An 18,106-nucleotide genomic window follows, 5' to 3' on the forward strand; every position below is an offset into this window, starting at 1 on the left:
GAGGGGGGGATGGGGGGATGGGGAGAGGGGGGGATGGGGGGACGGGGAGAGGGGGGGATGGGGAGATGGGGAGAAAGAAGAATTATTCTCCTTGTCTCCTTGTCTCCTTGTCTCCTTGTCCCCCTTGTCCCCCTTGTCCCCCTTGTGCCCCTCTCCCCCTGTCTCCTTGCCCATTGCCCAATGCTTTATTTAGCGGTTTTTGGTTTGAGTGCTAACAACATTTCTATTTGAGAGGTGGATTTGTCGAGGGTAGTAGCGGTTACACCGAGTCCGCGAATGGAATCTAGAATAGCACTAGTTCTTGGTGGCACTTGACCTTGTACACCCAAACGATTGACAAGAGGCACGATTTTATTTATATCTAGATACATATCTAGGTGGAAGCCACCGTTAGGTTTTTCGATTGAGTTGGTAACAGCTTTAAAATTATCGCTATTGTCGAGAGATTGGCTTTTAGCAGAAGCGATCGCCGACGCCACAGAACCATCGAACCCAATAAATACACTATTTTGATTCAGCCAGCCGTGAGCTAATAAAGCTCCTTGTTGGGGAATTTGCCATTCTGTAACGTCTTTACCGTTAATATTTCTTTGAACGACGTTGATTTTTTGGGTTTTGGCGAAGTTGTCGAGTTTAGCGAAGGTGGATTCAGCGGTTTTGCGATCGCTTGTATCAAACACGAAACCTCCCCCAACACCAAGCGGTGCTAAAATTCCCTGATTTGAAGGAATCGCAGCAAAACCAAATTCCCCATCCATCCAGCCAAAAATATCTTTATCCAAGTCAAAATTTACCGCTTTTAGTTGTCCGCGAGCTTGTGCGATTACTTGCTTTAATTCGGGATAATCTTGTGATTGTTCCACTGCTGTTGTGACTGATGTCCACCAACGGCTGATACCATTTCCGTTAATTAGCGCTAAAGTATCACCGGGAAAGTTGGCTACCACTTTAGTAGCAGTATTTTCAGACGAAAATTTGTTATCCTTTGAATCTAAAAGCGCGATCGCTTTCATCCGCACTCCCCCATCATCGATCCCAACACCCGCTACCATCGAGTTTACCTGCTTAAATTGCCTCATAATTTGTAGAGGTAAGGCGATCGCTTGCGGATTTGTCGCCATTAATTGCTGTACCATGTCCTTATAATTAGGCACGTAAATTTGTGCTACAGCGTTTTTCACATCTACAGTTTTAGCAAAAACGTTGTTTGCACCTTCTTTACTCGCAAAAGATGGCTGTCCTTTCAAGGTGTCAATTGAGTTTTCTACCACTTGTCTTTCCGAAGCAAGTACCACGTAAGTATTATTCAACACCGCACTATATGAGGGTTTCCCCTTACCTGTGGTTTCGCTAATTTTTTCGCCTTTGTAGTCAATTTCCTTTGTGGTTACGCCTTTTTCTTGCTTTAATTTTTTAGCAAAATTTAATGCAGCGAGTTTATCCTTAATTCCCACCACCATCAAAATATTCGCTTCTCGTGTCGCTGTTCCGCTATTTGGAGTTGGGTTTGCTGGAGTTGATGGTAGCACAGCAATCATCACACCGCCTACCCAAGGCTTTAAATCTTTTTCATAAGAAATATTACTTTCTGTGAGCAAATCTTTATTTAAGCTATCCAGATTTTTTGCGACTATTTTCTGTGCTTCTGGTGTACCAAATTGCTGTAACTTCGCCCAAGCTTGAGGGTCAGTAGATACATAAGTTGCGATAAATGCTGTAGAAGGAACTATCTTAGCACTTGCCAAAGCGTCTGAACTATTGCCAGACGGTCCTTTTAGATACATATAAGCCGCTATACTTCCTGTGACAATTACGGCAGCGCCAATAGCAGGAATTAAAAATTTTGATTTAGTTTCGGGCATTGATGTTATCCTATTTTCCTCAAATTGTTACTGAGGCTTGTACAAGCGTCATGGTGGAGTTTGCTGATTTATTGTTCTTTTGCACAAATGTAGCGTTATTTACTAGGGACAAAAGTAATACAAAGAACTCATTCTTTTGTAATTCTTCCTCCAAGAATTAATTCAATGGGGTGAGGAATGAATCCGTAAATGGTATGTTGTTAATTCCCAACAAAAAAGCGATCGCGCTCTGGTCAGCTATTCTAAGCTATAGAAATGCTTAACAGTATTGACACTTAGGGGCAAGCGCTCGAAGCGTAAAGTGCTGTTAATCAAGTGTCAAAGAGGTGCGATCGCAATCTTGGAGTGCATTTATTGAAGACAGATACCAGAGGGAAACCTTCTTGTGGAACTGTCCTCTTTAACTAACGACCATTCATTGCTGTGTTGACTTGGGCAAAAAACACTTCTTTCGCTATTTGTCTTATCTAGATTCAGTAAGAGTTTTCTTTCCCTATAAGGTTAGTAAGTATCAATGTCGCAGTTTTCTTTTGAAGCCGAGAATAATCACCACCGATCTTTTGAGTTACCAGGTGCAAAACCACACTATAACCCCGATCGCCCAGGACAGGTAGAGCATATTTATCTAGACCTCTGCTTGGATATTCCTAACCAAAGTTGCCAGGGTAGTTGTCGCATTCGCTTATTACCAATCCGCAATGGTGTCGATCGCTTGACTTTGGATGCGGTGAATTTGAACATTAAGTCTGTCGAAGTCAACGAGGTGTCATCCAAGTTTGACTGCGATGGAGAACAGCTTTTCATCCAACTTCCTCAACCGACGCAAGTCGGGGTAAGATTGCTGATGGCGATCGCCTACTCTGTCGAAAAACCCCAACGCGGTATTTACTTTATTCAACCTGACAAACATTACCCCGACAAACCTATTCAAGTCTGGACTCAAGGAGAAGACGAAGACTCGCGCTTCTGGTTTCCCTGCTTCGACTATCCAGGACAATTATCTTCGAGTGAAATCAAAGTCCGAGTACCCAAACAGTTTGTAGCCATTTCCAACGGCGAACTGATTGACACCACAGAAGACGGCGATGAGAAAATATACCACTGGTTGCAGCAACAAGTTCATCCTACCTATTTAATGACTTTGGCTGTAGGCAACTTTGCGGCAATTCGCGATGAGTGGCAAGGCAAACCCGTCACCTACTATGTAGAAAAGGGACGCGAGGAAGATGCTAAACGCAGCATGGGCAAAACTCCGCGCATGATCGAGTTTTTAAGCGAAAAATATGGTTATCCTTATGCTTTCCCCAACTACGATCAAGTATGCGTTGATGACTTTATCTTCGGTGGGATGGAAAACACATCTACCACGCTGTTAACTGATAGATGTTTGCTGGATGAACGCGCTGCATTAGATAATCGCAATAGCGAAAGTTTAGTTGTCCACGAACTCGCGCATCAATGGTTTGGCGATTTGGTGGTAATTAAACATTGGTCACACGCTTGGGTGAAGGAAGGAATGGCTTCTTACTCTGAGGTGATGTGGACAGAACATGAATATGGCGATCAAGAAGCTGCATATTATCGGTTACTGGAAGCGCGTAGTTATTTAGCTGAAGATGCATCTCGTTACCGCCGTCCGATGGTGACACACGTTTATCGAGAAGCGATCGAACTTTACGATCGCCACATTTACGAAAAAGGTTCTTGTGTATATCACATGATTCGCGCAGAATTAGGCGAAGAACTATTTTGGCAAGCAATTCAGACGTTTGTCCGGGATAATGCCCACAAAACTGTCGAAACAATCGATTTACTAAGAGCGATTGAAAAAGCTACTGGACGCAATCTGACGTTTTTGTTCGACCAGTATGTTTATCGCGGTGGTCATCCTGATTTTAAAGTCGCTTACTCTTGGGATCAAGATGCAAAGCTGGCAAAAGTCACAGTTACCCAAAATCAAGTTACCACAGATAACGCTAATAATTTATTTGATTTGAAAATCCCCATCGGTTTCGGTTACACTCAACAACCCACTCCCCCACTCCCCCACTCCCCCACTCCCCCATCCCCACTCCCCACTCCCCACTCCCCACTCACCACTTTTACAGTCCGTGTGAATGAACGCGAACAAAGCTTTTACTTTCCACTTACGGAGAAACCGAACTTTATTAGTTTTGATGTCGGGAACAATTTTCTGAAAACTGTGTCTTTAGAATATCCGGTAGCGGAGTTAAAAGCACAGATGGAATTTGACCCGAATCCTATCTCCCGTATTTATGCAGCCGAAGCTTTGGCGAAAAAAGGAGGTTTAGAAGCGGTGAATGCGTTGTCTGCGGCGTTACAAAATGACACCTTCTGGGGTGTACGTGTGGAAGTAGCCAAGCAACTAGCAAATATCAAGTTAAATCAGGCTTTTGATAAGTTGGTTGTTGGATTAAAAGATACAAGTTCTTTCGTGCGGCGAGCGGTGGCGGAAGCGCTTGGTACAATCAAGACGAATGAAAGCTATAAGGCTTTAAAACCGCTTTTGCAAGATGGCGATCCTAGTTATTATGTAGAGGCAATGGCAGCTCGCTCAATTGGCGCGATCGCTTCTGCTAACTTGGATGATAAACCAAGGGAAGAAAAGGTACTAAAGCTGCTAAAATCAGTTTTGACAGAAAAAGCTGGTTGGAATGAAGTTGTTCGCAGTGGTGCGATCGCTGGTTTAGCAGAACTTAAAACTTCTGAAGCCGCTTTAAATTTAATTCTCGAATACACCAAAATCGGTATACCGCAACCCTTGCGGTTATCGGCAATTCGTGCTTTGGGGAAAATTTCTGTTGGTCAAACTCCTGCCAACTTAGAAGTGATTTTAAATAGATTGGCAGAACTTGCCAAAGATAGCTTCTTTTTAACGCAAATTGCAGTGGTTGTCGCACTCGGACAAATGCAAACTCCGAAAGCAATCTCGATTTTGCGATCGCTTGCTGACCAAACAGCTGATGGACGGGTGCGTCGTTTTGCTGAAGAAGAAATCACCAAAGTAAGTCTTCATGTTGGCACAGAAGGAACTCTGCGTCAATTACGCGAAGAACTCGACCAAGTAAAACAACAAAATCAAGAACTCAAAAGCCGCTTGGAAAATTTAGAAGCCAAATCCAAGCTGTAATAGATGCGTCATCTGCTATGATTGGTGGTGCTTTAGGTATTATTACCTAATGCACCCAGACTAACTTCCAACACGCAGACAATTTTCGACTTATTGCCGTTTTTAATTGGGTGCTATATGTCATTTAGGAATACCTACGTTCGTGAGAACAGTTATCATTCTCTGCGCGAACTTACCGCTATTTTTCCAGATTCAAAAGTTATTGCTCAAAAGCCGTTAATATTGTCGTTTGCATTACATTTATAACCTTTGAAAACGATTTGAGTTAATTAGACTTTTTGCCAAAGTTAAGTTTTTGTTAATTCATTTACAGACGCAGACAAGATTTCTATAGATCTAACATCGGTGTGCATATTTGGAAAGTACAATATCTTTGAAATATGAGAACTTTCCTTTGATAGTGTTTATTCGTGTTTTAATATCTTCAATTCTGGTTTTGGCGCTTGATGCTGTTAGTTGCTACTTACTTCTCTCAACGCCAAATTATCAGCTAATATGCATGAGACTGTTGCAGATTTTTTAGTCTAGATTTACATTCACACCTTTGCTCAATCGGTTAAGTTAAAAGCCTTACAGCTTGTCGGCACATCATGGTCAAGCATCTTTTCACCACCTAAAAGTAAGCACTCGTTGAAGTGCATCTTCAGAATTCACGTTCCGCAGATAGGAATTCATTGCAACTTTCTTTTCGTGAATTTTTCTAGAATTTAGAGTTGTGTAAGCCATGACTAAGTTAATGTCAAGCATTTTGCTATTAACGTATAAAACTTTGCAAAGTTTTGTGTTCTTCCATACCATTTTCCCAAGTTAAATAAATTAGACAAATAGAGCGAAAAATTACTCTGCTGCCATTTTATTCACTGACAAGAAAAAATATTACCTAAGAGATAGTACGAAGTGGAGATGAAACTAAATACATCTATGGATATAGTAAAAATTACACTTGCTTTAAAATTTTGTGTTAAAACTTATATTAGTGTTTACCCAAGTTGTCCAGGGTTGTAGTAATGCGTAAACCAATTCTCACAATTTTTTACCAGTTCAATCCTTGGAACACTACTATCGGGGGCATTCAGACCCTAATAAACATATTTATCAAGTACGCACCTCCAGAATTTGCGGTGCGACTAGTAGGAACAGGAAACGATAAAAGCCAGCCTATAAACAAATGGCAATCAGCCGAATTTGCAGGCAGAGAAATTAGTTTCCTACCTCTATTTTCTCTGGAAAATGATAATGTTAGAAGCTTGATACCGACGACGGTAAAGTATACAGCAGCGCTTGTAGGGCGGTGTTTTGAGTCAGATTTCATGCATTTTCATCGGCTAGAGCCTACCTTAGCAGCCCTTAATTGGCAAGGAGAAAAAACTTTATTCATACACAATGATATTCACACGCAAATGCAAACAGTGGGTGATAAGAAGGCGATTCTTTGGCGAAGATTTCCCGCAGCATATTTCGCTGTCGAGAGTTTATTAGTGCCTCAGTTTAGCCAAATTCTTTCATGCAACACTGATGCAGTAAAACATTATAAACAGCGTTACAAGAGTGTTAGCGATCGCGTTGCATACATTAAAAACTCGTTTGATAACGAGCTTTTTTATCCCTTGAACCAGCAAGAGAGGAAAGTAAAAAAACGCGAACTAGCGCAAAAGCTAGGTTTATCGGATGATACACGTTTTGTGCTGTTTGCGGGTCGCCTGCATCCGCAGAAAGATCCAACATTGTTAGTACGTGCAATTGCAGCTTTAAACGATCCTTGCGTTCACCTACTCATAGCCGGTGATGGAGAGTTAGCAGCTCAAGTTCGCGCAGAAATTGATACCTTAGGTTTAACAGGTCGAGTAACAATGCTTGGTGCTGTTCCAATTGCAGAACTGGCACAGTTGCATCGTATGTGTAACGCCTTTGTGCTGAGTAGCGCTTATGAAGGTCTACCTTTGGTCGTCCTAGAAGCGTTAGCTAGCGGAACGCCAGTAGTCACAACTGAATGTGGGGAAACCCCGAAATTGCTAACTCCTAACAGTGGAGTTGTTTGCAAGCAACGCACAAGCGAGTGCATCGCCGATGCCTTACGCAAGGTACTACAGCATCCAGAAGATTATCCGATTGAATCGTGTATCCGGACTGCACAACCCTATGCAGCTCGCACGGTTGTTCGAGATATCTACGCCCAAATGTTAAATCGCTGGCAACAGCGAGTAATGGCTGTTACCTAAACACGAATGCGGTTAACCCAAAATTCGTTTTAGCAACTCTGTATTGCAGCGATGCAAACATTGGAGAACACAAAAAATAGCGCCTAATGGCGCGTTCCTGGTGCAATATTTCAGACCAAATAGCGTCTGTGTATCAGGTAGTACACTACCTCCAGAAAACAAGTGATAAATATGAAAATTGCTGTAATTGGTGCAAAAGGTCTGCCTCCGAAACAAGGTGGTATAGAACATTACTGTGCAGAAGTGTATCCCCGCATGGTTGCACAAGGACACAGTGTCGATTTATTTGCCCGCTCTTCTTACACTGACTGTTCCTGGGTTGAGAATTATGACTACAAAGGCGTGCGAGTTATTTCTCTACCAGGTGGACACTTAAGAGGAGTAGATGCATTTATTACCTCAGGACTGGGAGCGATCGCCGCCACTGGCAAAAAATATGATATCGTTCATTTCCATGCTCTAGGTCCATCTTTATTTACTTGCTTACCCAACATCGCTACATCTGCAAAAGTAGTTGTCACCTGTCAGGGGTTAGATTGGCAACGTGCCAAATGGGGTAGTTTTTCAACTCGGCTGATTCAACTAGGTGAAAAAGCCGCAGTCCGTTTCGCCGACGGATTTATAGTTGTATCAGACGCACTGAAAAAGTACTTTTGGCAAACTTACAATCGCGAAACAGTATACATCCCCAACGCCCCCGCCAGTTACGCTGATTCTGACCCCAATTTTAAATACGGCACTGATTTGGGTCTGGAACGAGGACGCTATATTGTATTTTTGGGCAGACTCGTACCCGAAAAATGTCCCGACTTGCTGGTTGAAGCCTTTTCTACCCTGAAACCGAAAGGGTGGAAATTAGTATTAGCAGGTGGTGTCAGCGATACCAAAACCTTCACCGCCAATTTATTAGAAAAAGTAGCAAGCGATCGCAATATCGTATTTGCTGGAGAACTCAGAGGTTCTCGACTCGCAGAAATTGTCCGAGGGGCTGGATTATTTGTTCTGCCTTCTGACTTAGAAGGACTACCTTTAGCAATGCTAGAAGCAATGCGCGAAGGTATTCCCGTACTAGCAAGCGACATTCCACCCCACCAACAGTTAATTAATAACGGACGGGGAATGCTTTTTGAAGCTGGAAACGTTAAATCCTGCATTAAATCTTTAGATTGGGCAGTTAATCATCCCCAAGAACTGGCAGTAATGGCTAAAAATGCCCAAAAGCACATAGAAAACAACTACAGTTGGGATCGCATTACCTCTGAAACCTTAAAACTATACACCACACTGTTGAAATCGCCTGCACCAGTTAAACCAGTCGGTATTTCGCAGCGTGAAAGCGAGCTGGCTGAGGCGATCGGCAAAAAATAACATTTGTTAAATTGTTAGGTGTTCTACCAATTAATGACAAACGATCAATCACCAATGAAACAAGGTTTTGTGTGATGGAGAAGAATATATCCTCATTATTAGCGGTTCTAAACCGGCGTGCATTGCCCGCATTAGTGACATTTACGGCAGTAATTGGTGGGGCTTTTGCTTACCTCACCGTTACCCCGCGTTTGTATGAAGCATCAGCGCGACTGATGCAGGATGATAGAAGGGTAAGCGTTTCTGAATTGGGTCGCGACTTGACTTCTGTATCTTCGGGCGCCCCTGGTGGTCCGAGTCCTTTAGCTAACCAAGCCGAATTAGTCAAATCGGAACGTGTTTTGGAACGAGCGATCGCGCTGGCTTCTCTCAAATCCGACAATGCACCCACAAGCAAAATCACATCCGGAGAACTTAATAAAGGATTGGATGTGAAAATTGTTCCCGCTACCAACATTCTGGAACTGAGCTACAAATCGAAAGACCCCGAACTTGCAGCCCAATTGCTGAATGCCGTAAGCCAAGCAATGATTGAGGAAAATACGAAAACAATCAGTTCGGAAGCGACGAAAGTACGGGAATTTTTAGAAAATAACGAAATACCTAACGCCCGTAAGCGTTTAGCAACAGCCGAAAAAAATGAAAGCAATTACAGACATCTTAGCGGCATTATCTCTTTTGAAGAGCAAACTAAAAGTACAGTTGAGAGTTTAGCTACTTTAGAAGACCAAGAACGCACTTTGACAGCTCAACTGCAAGAAGCCAAAGGACGGGATGCATCTTTGCGGCAAATCACCGACGCTAAAAGCCTAGATAAAGCTTATGCATCTGTACGCGGTGGACAAGATGAACAACTGAAAACTATACGCGCTAAGTTAACAGAGTTAAATACAAAGTTAATTGAAGCGCGTTTGCGTTTAACAGAAAACCACCCAAGTGTGATAGCGCTGGTTGACCAACGAGATAATCTGAATAAATTGTACACAGAGCAACTTGGTCGCGTGTCGTCGGCAACATCGGTTGCTACAAACAGTGTCGCCGGCGATCAAATTAGTCAAGACTTTACTTCCAAACTTTTGGCGAATGAGACAGAGCGATCGGCAATTGAAAATAAGCTTAAGACAGTACAAGCTCAAAGAACTCAACTGCAAATTCGCCTTGCCAAGTTACCGCTTCAACAGCAACCCCTGATTGCATTAACCCGCGAACGCGAAGACGCTACCGCCTCCTTAAAATCGCTACAAAGCAAACTAGAGGAAGCACGCATCACAGAAGCTCAAAAGGTTAGCAATCTCCGCTTGATCGAAGCCGCGAAACCACCGACAATCGCTTCTTCACCCAAACGTTCAGCAGTGCTGGCGCTGGCTGCGGTGTTTGGAACGGTTTTAGGTACTGCTGTGATGTTGCTTCTAGAAGTGATGGATAACACCTTAAAGGATGCCTCCGAAGCCGAGGAACTACTGAGCTTACCATTACTCGGAGTGTTGCCGCGTCTACCTGCTAAAACTCTCGTTCTAGAGCCAGCCGATCGCTTTTTAGATGATATAGGTTTAGTTGAGCCTTACCGAATGCTCCTCAAGACCTTGGAGTTTCGCAGTACCGATAAGGTGCATGTTATAGTTGTCAGCAGCACACTTTCTGGGGAAGGTAAGTCAATAGTCGCATCGCACCTAGCCGCCATTTCCGCCATGTTATCTCGGCGGACATTAATTATAGATGCAGATTTGCGTCGCCCGATGCAGCATACACTATTTAACTTAGCGCCAAAGCCGGGAATTACAGATGTAATTGAGAAGCGCAGAAGCCTAAATCAAGCGGTGCAGCTCACAGATGTTGACAATTTGCATGTGTTAACTGGTGGCGAATTCCACGGGCGTCCCTCGCAGTTATTAGAGTCACCGGCGATGAAGTCATTGGTGGCAGAAGCGGCGGAAAATTACGATATGGTAATTATCGATACTGCGCCAATTAGTGCTTGTGCGGATGCAGCCACATTAGCCAGACAGAGTGATGGAATCATGCTGGTAACACGTCCTAGCATCACCATCAAAGAAGTACTGCAAAGAGCCGTATCAGAATTAAACAACAACCAGATACCAGTATTGGGAGTAGTCGTCAATGGAATGACAGAGCAGACAGAAAAGTATTTCCGCTATCCAGTTGATAATGACCGACCGCTAGGGGGGCGATCGCCAAGGCGTTTAACCGCAGTCAAAGGTGGTCGTAATAATTATGACAACGGTTAGAGGTAGTAAAAATGCTGAATAATCAAGGTTCAAGACGTGGTTTGCGTCTTATGCTATTGATTAGCTTCGCAGGTGCAGCAGCTGGTATAGTTGCAGGCTTCGCGGCAGGTGCTCAACCCTTTTTTCTGGGTGTAGCCTTGTTCGCGGTCGCCTGGGTAATCTACTTCTTTGCCAAGTTTGAGCAAGCCGTACTAGCTCTATTGATACTGCGTAGTTCTCTGGATATTTTCTCAGGCATACAGTTACCAGCGGCTTTCGCTATTGGTGTAGATATTCTCACTCTGCTCTACGTAGTTGTAATGGTCTTGACAGGGCAGCATGTACGTACAGATAAATTTTGGTGGTTATTTGCTAGCTGGATGATGCTTCAGAGTTTGTGGATCGTACTTTTGCTACTGGGTGCTTTGGGAATGGACGCATCATTTCTACCAAATGCAATCCGAGATTGGCTGCGTTACTTTTCTTGGGTAATAATTTACTTGTTGGTAATGCAGCTAAAAGACCGTATCCACCCAGAAAAATTAATTTCTACATTGCTGCTGGCTCTAGTTGCACCAATTACTGTTGCCAGTATGCAGATATTTCTACCAGCTTCAATTCTACCAGATTTGCTAACAGCGCAAGGAAAAGCAGGAAGTAATGTCTCAGGAACTCTAGGCTTCCCTAATGGTTTGGGCATTTTCTTGAGCATGTTTATTGCTTTAGTTTGGTGGAAACTAAGCATCTCTAAACAACGTTTGCCTTGGTTATTACTGTTAGGTTTGATTTCTTTTATTTTCGTGAGTACTGGCTATTTTACCGGGTTGATTGCAGTATTCATACTTATTTTATGTATTAATGCTGACAAAATTACCCCAGTTCGATTAATTGGTGTCGCAATTTTCTGTTTTATTATCTTGTCTTTATTTGGTACTACAGAATTTGGTCAACAACGTCTCACAGAAATTTATCAAACCCCCCTATTAAATCCAGACATTGATGTATCACGAGCAATTATATTATCCTACGGAGATAGCAATAGCTTTAATTGGCGAATCACTCATTGGTATTATTTACTGCAATCTTGGACAAAATTCCCCATACTTGGCTACGGTTTAGGCACAAGTGCAGAATTGGGTATCCGTAACTTACAAACAGGAGGTGGTTATGCGGCACATAACGACTATATCCGAGTTCTTGTTGAACAGGGAATTGTCGGTTTAGTTATCTTTGTATTCTTTCTGCTTATTCAAGGGTTACATCTTGTGCGACTACTGCAAAAAGCACCAGAAAAAAGTTCTCAGCGAAGTTTATGTTTAATTCTGATAGCGCTATTGATTTCTAACAGTGTGAGTATGCTTTCCAACAATATTATGGATGCTACTACCTTTTTTGTCTATTGGTGGGTTCTTGTAGCGATCGCTGGCTGGGAAAAGGAAAAATGGCAAGTTAATCAATCCACCATTTAGGTTAATCATGACAACGCATATGTCAGAAAGTATTAAAAAAAGATTAGTTGGGATTGACTTATTTCGAGGCATTTCCGCTTATGCTGTAGCGTTAATTCACGCCGGTTCATTGATGCTTTATTCAGGTATACCCACAAATAACGTCACAGCAGCACTCGTGGAGATGAGCAGATTTGCCGTCCCCTTTTTTTTAGCTTTATCTTTCTATTTAATGACCAAAAAGCTATATACAAGCAATCAACAACATTCTTTAGTTTCCATTTTTAAATCCAGGTCTGAGCGACTGCTAGTACCATATTTTTACTGGAGTCTTATCTACCTTTCTATACGATTAGCTAAATCTCTAAGTGCATCCGAAAGCTTAAGTAAATTATTTCAAGACCCAGTACTGCTAATTTTTCTCGGTGGTGCATCAATTCATCTTTATTTTTTACCACTTTTATTTACGGGTAGTTTTTTAATTTTATTTGCAGAGTTTTTAGTCAAAAAGCGCATTAATCTGACAATGCTATTTGTGTTATTTATTGCCAGCATTGTTATATACGAACTTCAGATAGTTTCCGGAAACAACTTTGAATTTTTTGCCAAATTTGGTGTCAACTGCTTAGAAGTTACTAATTCTTGCTCAGTTGCCTTTCAACAATTCACCAAGTTGATATTTACCAGCGATAATAACAATCAAATACTGAGAATTACTTTAGTAGTAATAGCGTGGCTGTTAAAATGTTTGCCATACATTTTACTAGCGATGATTATCAATCATCCATATATGAGAAAAAAAGTAGAAAATTTGGATATAAGTCAAGCAGTGATTTTGTTAATTTTCATGGCTGGTATATCTGCTCTGAATTTAATGAATGTAAGCAAGATAATATATTTTCCTCAATCTATATATGAAATAGGAACTGCTTTTTGTTTACTACTAAGTGGTATTGCTCTTTCAACTAGATTTTCAAATAATCGCTACATTGAGAATTTAGGTGTCTGCTCTTTTGGTATATATCTCATCCATTATTTAGTACTGATGATTTATGTCAGCTTGATGGGCAAAATTCCCGATGAGCTTTTGAAGATATCACCGATAACTATTATGTTGACACTCACGAGTATAACCTTCATTACTAGTTGGTTAATAACATCTATGTCTATGAGAGTAAAACCGATTTCAAAACTTTTATTTCGCGTTTAGATAGGAGATTTACATGAATGTCAACGCTAGTTTTAAGAAGAATTTATCTGAAAGCTTATATTTAATTAGAGGAGTTGCGATCGCTCTCGTTGTCATCGGTCATGTCATTGGCTATAACCGCGACTACGGTATGCGGCAAATATACAATTCAGACCTCTCCCCTCTCGGATGGTTATGTGATTTGATTAATACTTTTCACATGCCAATATTCTTTATTGCTTCTGGTGTAGCTTTTGCTGTCTTTAGTAATAAAAATACCACTTTAAAAAAATTTGTCAGTTCTAAGTTTGAAAAATTAATAATTCCCTTAATTTGCTGGGCACCCATTTATTTTGTTTTTCAATCTTTGTCCAAAGGTAAGCAGTTTAATTTTTTGGATATCGTCAAAGCAACAGTATTTCCATACGAAATTTTTTGGTTTCTTCACGCTTTAATTTTCGCTACTTTGTTATCTTTTATTTGTTTTAAATATTTCCAATCCAATTTAGTATACTTTTCAGTATCGATTCTTTTATTTATTCTGGGTTTTGGTTATTGGAATCTTTTCTACGCATTTGGTGTATTTATAGCCTCTTACTTAGAGAAAATTCGTTTATATTTAGAGAAGTTACCATTTTTGATATTTGTAATATTTATTGCTGGTATAACTACAATGGTTTTGACCAAGTATTTTATAGCAGTGAATAATATTGAAAACTCTAGAATTATTAATGGACCAATAGCTTTTTTATCTATGTACGCGGTCACAAATTCACGAGAAAAAATACTTTTACCTAAGCAGCTTGAAAATTTACGCCATGCAGTTGCAACCTCTTTTGTGTACTTGGGAGCAGCAAGTATGATAATTTACCTATTTCATGGATATTTTACCCGTGGCACAATACTTTTTATCACTAAATTTTTGGTACCAAATCCAATTTTCTATTTTATCGTCGTAAGTTTTATGGGAATTTTGGGACCGATTATACTTTATAAATTCTTGCTAAGTAAAAGCAAAATTTTTATCTATTCAATTGGCGGAGTTAAGTAATAAAAGGAGATTTTTATGCAAAAACCTGCAAAACATCAAAAACTAAATCTCCTCCAAGTATTTCGAGGAATCGCCGCCGTCATGGTAATATTTGCTCACTGTGACTTGATATTTAATCAAAATTTCCAAAAAGACTTTTTGGGTAAAATATTGAATTTTGGTGGCTCAGGTGTAGATTTCTTCTTTGTCTTAAGCGGATTTATTATCTTATATATTCACCAATCAGATATCGGGAATAGAAGCAAGTTGAAGTCATTTTTTCTGAAACGAGTTACCCGAATTTACCCGATTTATTGGGTAGTTTTGACACTCAAGTTATCCGCTTCTTTATTCTTTGCTTACGATCCTGACACCAGCCAGAGAAATATTCTAGAAATATTCAAAGCTTTTATCTTATTTCCTCAAAGACAAGAAATTCTCGCCAGCAGCTTTCTCGGTGTTAGCTGGACATTGAGCTATGAAGTTTTCTTTTATATCATATTTGGTTTATTAATTGGCTTAAAACCCAAGTTATGTTTTCCGCTAATTTCCATCTGGCTGTTATTGACATTTACACATTTTATTGGTGTTTTCGATTTGCCGAAAGACAGCTTTATGCTTAATTTCATTTTTAACGAACACAATTTAGAGTTTTTTCTCGGTTGCGTAGCAGCTTACATTGTATCTAAACAGAAAATTCCTCAAGAAATGACTTTAATTTGTCTGGGAGCTTTTTTATATACTTTAGGAGCAATCAATTATTACTACAAAGTTGTAGATATATCGCCTGTAATTTCCTTTGGTATTCCTTCGATGCTTTTGGTAGTTGGCTCTACATCTCTAGAAATGAAGAAACATGTACATGTAAATAAAATTTTGATATATATAGGAAATGCATCATATTCTATTTACTTAATGCACGGATTTTTTATCAATAATATTACCAAGTTGATTCTAAAAGTTGCTCCTGATATTACTCAAAACATTCTGATATTAAATATACTAGGACTGATAATTGCTGTGATAGCTCTTTTATTTGGATGCGCTGTTTATTCGTATATTGAGAAGCCATTGCTTTCAATTTTTAAACCTAAATTAGCGACAACGTAGTAAGCGCTACCCTACGGGAAAGCTCCGCTAACAGCGCTTTAAAATAATTATTTACTTTCTTACCGCTACAAGATTACCTATCTTTTTGTTTCTTTTCTTCCTTTGTGTCCTTCTCCTTCTCCTGTCGGAGACGCTGCGCGAACGGAGACGCTACGCGAACGCGTCTTTGCGGTTCGTTACTAAATAATTTTCAAGCGTGACAGGAGTAGTTAAATTATTAATAGATTTGTATTAGGGGCAAAATGAGCGCTTCAGCGCTCACTACGAATTAAACTTTTTAAATATATAAAAATGATGAATCAGCAAATAGTTGATACGAATAACTCTTCACTGATGCCAGATGAACGACGCCATCGAGTTGTATTGGTTCATCCGAGTGCGGGAATTAACTGGAGTGGTGGATCGGAGATTTTTGCGATAGAACTAGCCAAGCGATTGAGTGCTTACTTTGATGTTGAACTGTTAAGTGGAGCTGACTGCGGTTCTTTTTGTCATCCGACTGGTGGTATTTCTCGCGTTCAAGCTTATAGTGCGGTACGACATCCGTTAATTGCTGAGTTAGTGCATCGGTTTGCGACTCATCCAGAAATCGTTATCGAACATCTTACCAATTTTCTACCTTGTGCTTTTCACTTATTACGTCGCCGCGCAGATGTGATATTTCCCTGTAATGATTATGGTGGATTAGCGATGGCGGCTTTTGTCAGAGCTTTAATTGGTACACCGATTATTTTTACCGAACATGTGGGATTAATGGGGGATGGACGTTCTTTAAAACGCAACCTGCGTTTTCAACCCGATCGCTTGGTGGTTTTTTCGCAAGCAATGGCAGATTTTGTTCATAGTGAACAACCGAAGCAACTTGTTAACGTTATTCCTAACGGTGTAGACCTCGATCAATTTACACCGTTAGGAACTGCTATCGATTTTAATTTGGCAAAACCAATCGTACTATGTGTAGCTTCTTTAAAGCGCAACAGTCACAAACGCATTAGTCTGACGATGCAAGCAGTAGCGCGACTACCCCACGCTAGCCTTTTATTGTGCGGTGATGGATGCGATCGCGCTTACTTTCAATCTCTCGGTGACGAGTTACTCGGTTCCCAACGCTTCGCTATCTGCACATATCCCTATGAGCGAATGCCAGAAATCTATCGCAGTGCAGATGTATTTACTCTTCCTTCTATTGATGAGCCATTCGGACTGGCTTACATAGAAGCAATGGCAAGTGGTTTACCTGTCGTCGCGACTGACGACGAAATGCGGCGTTACATTGTCGCTGACGCTGGTGTATTGTGTGACGTAACTAACCCAGATACTTACGCGGCTGCACTGGCAAAAGTTCTCGATTCAAAAAGAGAAATACAACCACGACTGAACGCCATGCGCTTCAGCTGGGATGCGGTAACATTAAGCTACCGCAACGCGATTTTAGAAACAATTGTATCTAAACAAATTTATTAAATTCAGGGGATTCTATGCCTAAAGTTTCTGTAATTATCCCGGCTTACAACGCTCTTGCTTATCTTCCAGAAACAATAGAGAGCGTTTTCAAACAGACATTTTCTGACTTTGAAGTGTTAATAGTTGATGATGGTAGTTCTGATGGAACTGCGGCATGGGCGACGCAAATCACAGATCCACGAGTGAGAGTAATTTGCCAAAAAAATCAAGGTTCATCTGTTGCGAGAAATACAGGTATTACTGCCGCGAAAGGTGAGTATATCGCGCTTTTGGATGCTGATGATTTATGGGAACCAACCAAATTAGAAAAGCAAATACGTTTTCTTGAAGAAAATCCCTCAATCGGGTTAGTAGATACCTGGACGATTTTAATTAACCAACAAGGTAAATCTACAGGAAGAATAATTGTTTCTTCTGCTGAAGGTGATGTCTGGAAACAACTTGTGCAATTTCAACCAGTTTGTTGCTGTGACAGTACACCTTTGATTCGTCGCAGTTGTTTTGAGAATGTTGGATTATTTAATCCAGACTTACCTTTTCTCGAAGATTTAGATATGTGGATTCGGATTGCTGCTAGTTATGAATTTGCAGCAATAAAAGAACCTTTGGTTCGCTACCGACAGCATCCTCAAAGTAAATCTACTAACTGCAAAGGAACTTTAGAAGCATTTCGGACAATTATAGAACAAGCTTTTGAAACTGTACCCGCTGAATTACTACCTTTAAGAGATAAAGGATATGCTCGCGTTAATCTATACTTAGCTTGGAGAGCGATAAATAATAAAGATTACGAACAAGCAATTAATTATAATCATCAAGCGATCGCTCATCATCCGCAAGTAATTTTATCTTGGGATTTTCTCCGTCAAAGTATTGCTTTGGCGCTGCTAAAACGGCTGGGTTCGCAAACTTATGACAAAGTGCGATCGCTTGTGCAAACAATGCGGCGCAGCCCTGGCGAATGGAATTCGCGGCTAAACAAACAAAGTCCGCCTGCGCGGACTTAAGAAAAAACAGCAATTTAAACTTGATTTGGTGTT

The 18,106-nt window shown here is 40.8% G+C and carries 11 protein-coding genes; 10 read left to right on the forward strand and 1 reads right to left on the reverse strand.

Annotated features, from left to right (window positions below; all coding sequences use genetic code 11):
- Positions 1-185: 185 nt before the first annotated feature.
- Positions 186-1,862 carry a DUF3352 domain-containing protein gene (locus AABK37_RS25745; protein ID WP_432554359.1) on the reverse strand — a complete coding sequence of 559 codons (1,677 nt, stop codon included), beginning with the start codon at positions 1,860-1,862 and terminating at the stop codon, positions 186-188.
- Positions 1,863-2,376: 514 nt separating this feature from the next.
- On the opposite strand from AABK37_RS25745, the gene AABK37_RS25750 reads away from it, so the two are divergent.
- The 10 genes from AABK37_RS25750 to AABK37_RS25795 all read left to right on the forward strand — a co-directional run bounded on the left by AABK37_RS25750 (position 2,377) and on the right by AABK37_RS25795 (position 18,073).
- On the forward strand, positions 2,377-5,013 hold the full coding sequence (locus tag AABK37_RS25750) for a M1 family aminopeptidase (RefSeq protein WP_432554360.1): 2,637 nt from the start codon (positions 2,377-2,379) through the stop codon (positions 5,011-5,013).
- Positions 5,014-6,020: 1,007 nt separating this feature from the next.
- Positions 6,021-7,232 carry a glycosyltransferase gene (locus tag AABK37_RS25755; RefSeq protein ID WP_432554361.1) on the forward strand — a complete coding sequence of 404 codons (1,212 nt, stop codon included), beginning with the start codon at positions 6,021-6,023 and terminating at the stop codon, positions 7,230-7,232.
- A 171-nt stretch (positions 7,233-7,403) separates the two neighbouring features.
- A complete protein-coding gene (locus tag AABK37_RS25760) occupies positions 7,404-8,600 on the forward strand; it encodes a glycosyltransferase family 4 protein (RefSeq protein WP_432554362.1) in 1,197 nt (398 codons plus the stop codon).
- A 74-nt stretch (positions 8,601-8,674) separates the two neighbouring features.
- Complete coding sequence (locus tag AABK37_RS25765) at positions 8,675-10,846, forward strand: GumC family protein (RefSeq protein ID WP_432554363.1); 2,172 nt, start codon at positions 8,675-8,677, stop codon at positions 10,844-10,846.
- A gap of 11 nt (positions 10,847-10,857) precedes the next feature.
- Entirely contained in the window at positions 10,858-12,294 is a 1,437-nt protein-coding gene (locus AABK37_RS25770; RefSeq protein WP_432554364.1) for an O-antigen ligase family protein, read from the forward strand.
- Positions 12,295-12,313: 19 nt separating this feature from the next.
- Positions 12,314-13,483 (forward strand): acyltransferase family protein, encoded by a 1,170-nt coding sequence (locus AABK37_RS25775; protein ID WP_432554365.1) that lies wholly within the window; start codon positions 12,314-12,316, stop codon positions 13,481-13,483.
- A gap of 13 nt (positions 13,484-13,496) precedes the next feature.
- On the forward strand, positions 13,497-14,513 hold the full coding sequence (locus tag AABK37_RS25780) for an acyltransferase family protein (RefSeq protein WP_432554366.1): 1,017 nt from the start codon (positions 13,497-13,499) through the stop codon (positions 14,511-14,513).
- 15 nt (positions 14,514-14,528) lie between these two features.
- A complete protein-coding gene (locus AABK37_RS25785) occupies positions 14,529-15,602 on the forward strand; it encodes an acyltransferase family protein (RefSeq protein WP_432554367.1) in 1,074 nt (357 codons plus the stop codon).
- A gap of 291 nt (positions 15,603-15,893) precedes the next feature.
- Complete coding sequence (locus AABK37_RS25790) at positions 15,894-17,066, forward strand: glycosyltransferase (RefSeq protein WP_432554368.1); 1,173 nt, start codon at positions 15,894-15,896, stop codon at positions 17,064-17,066.
- A 14-nt stretch (positions 17,067-17,080) separates the two neighbouring features.
- Positions 17,081-18,073: a glycosyltransferase family 2 protein gene (locus AABK37_RS25795; RefSeq protein WP_432554369.1), complete on the forward strand. Its 993-nt coding sequence runs from the start codon at positions 17,081-17,083 to the stop codon at positions 18,071-18,073.
- Positions 18,074-18,106: the final 33 nt, after the last annotated feature.

The sequence above is a fragment of the Tolypothrix sp. VBCCA 56010 genome (genome assembly GCF_050875635.1).
GTDB lineage: Bacteria > Cyanobacteriota > Cyanobacteriia > Cyanobacteriales > Nostocaceae > Hassallia.